This window comes from Rhodococcus sp. EPR-147, assembly GCF_001647185.1.
Classification (GTDB): Bacteria; Actinomycetota; Actinomycetes; order Mycobacteriales; family Mycobacteriaceae; genus Rhodococcoides.
Genome location: NZ_LVCU01000252.1, coordinates 1 through 2,187, shown reverse-complemented (window position 1 = coordinate 2,187; position 2,187 = coordinate 1). Strand labels below are relative to the sequence as shown.

Sequence of the window (2,187 nt, the reverse complement as noted above, 5' to 3'; positions counted from 1 at the left end):
TACGCGATGGCCCACCCACAACACGGGTACGACACGCCCGAGCTGCGGCTACGCCGCCTCACCGAATGTCCACCACCCCACGGGACTTACCCTTTGTTGTGCGCCATCAGGGATTCGAACCCCGGACCCGCTTTACAAGAGATAACAATTCAAGTAGGTCCACTCGCGTCCATCATTGGCCCGGTGAGCTGGGTGTTCGGCGAATCGAGCGACCATTGGCGTCCGCGTGAATCCATCCGAATCCGCCGCAGAGTGATGAGTAAAAGATGACCACCATCGGCAGCATCTCGGTCCACCGGCGTCCCTTATGATCCCCCATCGTGTAAACGGACCGTGGTGGCCATTCGACTCCACTCCTTTTCAAAGTGATGTGTTCAGGGCTGACGATAATGCTGAGAATTTAACGGTACTCACACAGACGAAGAACCCGTGATCACGGGCCGCGTACCGCACACGTGCCTCTGAATCAGAGCTGTCCGAGTCGGACCCTATCCCCCGAAGCGGTCGCAGAGCGGCCCTGTAATGTACCCGGCCTCGCATCCGCTCTGAGTTTGAAGATCGCCACTAGTGGGTTCTTGGCCACAGGCAAGCCCGCAGCGCTCATACCCGTTCACGACGCCATCTCCGTTGCGATCCTCCTCGGCAATGTACGGATACCCACCGCCCGGATTGGGGTTGGTCGGCACGAACTCGTCGTTCGCACAGGCGGGGTCGCTCGTGGGAAACGTTCCGTCCGTGTACACAGCCGTTCCGGGGTAGTCACAGAACTGGAGAACCTTCCGTGCGGGCGGGACGTAGGTATCGCAGCTGCTTTCGTATCCGGTCGTGCCGTCGGAGTACAACGCCGTTCCGGATTGGTACAGCGACAGGTCACCGCACTCGAACGTGATCGGAACCGGTTCTGGCGCTACCACCGGCTCCACGGTCGTCGACGGGATCGGTGCCGTGGAGGGTGCAACGGTCGTCGACGTAATGGTCGAGGTGGTGGTGGCGGTGCTTGTGGTCGGACCGGTGTCGTTACCGCATGCAGTGAGCGCAACTACTCCGAGTGCGGCGATGACCATGACGATTCTGAGGTTCATGAAAACTTTCGGTGGAGCGGCCGGAGCGGGAAGCTGAATGACTTGCCTAACTGCCCGGATATCGACCAGATCTGCCGCTTCGTTTCATAACCAGTTCGATCGAAGCCGTAATCACGATCGTTGCCCGTTTACGCTGTAACGCCAGCGCAATCGAAAACGCTTCTCTAAGTGAGGCCGCAGCCAGACGTGGTCGGTCCAAGATGGGCCGCGCGCCACGCTCGGGTCTGCGGATACATACAAGCACGGTCGGCTCCAGAATGACGAAGGTGAACTCGTGAGATTCGAACTGGCTCTTCTGATTCCGATTTCGATGCTCACTCTGACGGTGTCCGCATGTGGCGGCGGCGAGGTCACGCCCCAAGCCCCAACCACTTCATCAGTGAAGACGTTGACGTCCACCGACGCTACGCCGCCACCTCCGCCCACCACTATCGCGGTCGCTCCACCCGAGACACCAGCACCTCCTGCGCCGGAACCGACTCCCGCCACCATCGTCGGGTGCCAATCCGGATACGACCCGGTGACGACGACATGGTCGGACGGGACCGTAACCGGATACTCCAACTACTGCCAAAGCGTCCGCGACGAATTTTTGCAAGAGCAGGTGGTTCAGGAGTCAGGGCCGACCCAGTACGTGTGCGAATCCGGCTACGCATGCGGCATCACCGAATCCGATGGCGTCATGTGCGACGAAACCGGTTGCCACGCCATCTGACGAGATTCGGTGCCAGTCGCGTTCAGCGCGGGAGGGAACTTCAGCTGAGCCCTGCGACCTCCAGAAGATCCCGAACGGCGCAGTGCCTTCGCGATCGAGGGCAGACCCATTTGAACGAGCATGAAAGGTGCAACGTCACTGCGCTGAACAACGCTGCTGCCGGTTCCGCGTATGGGAGTATCCGCGGCGAGGTCGATCGTCGCTCACTGCGTCGTGCACGTTCCGTGTCGCACCGACTCTTGAGAGCCAACCGTCCCAGAACGTCAAGCCGGACCACTATGTCATCTCGCAAAGACCGAAGCGGCATCAAACCCGGGACGGTTCAGCCCGACCACATGAGTAGTGTCTTCATCGGCCCGATCTGAGCTGGATCACCCCGACGAGTGACCC

General features: G+C 60.4%; 2 protein-coding genes. Both read left to right on the top strand.

Annotation, left to right across the window (positions count from 1 at the left end; genetic code table 11):
- The first annotated feature begins 825 nt into the window (after positions 1-825).
- Complete coding sequence (locus A2J02_RS28690) at positions 826-1,119, top strand: hypothetical protein (protein ID WP_156516206.1); 294 nt, start codon at positions 826-828, stop codon at positions 1,117-1,119.
- 237 nt (positions 1,120-1,356) lie between these two features.
- The gene (locus A2J02_RS27685; protein ID WP_156516205.1) at positions 1,357-1,797 is read left to right on the top strand and encodes a hypothetical protein; all 441 of its coding nucleotides are present in this window, start codon (positions 1,357-1,359) and stop codon (positions 1,795-1,797) included.
- The last annotated feature ends 390 nt before the right edge of the window (positions 1,798-2,187 follow it).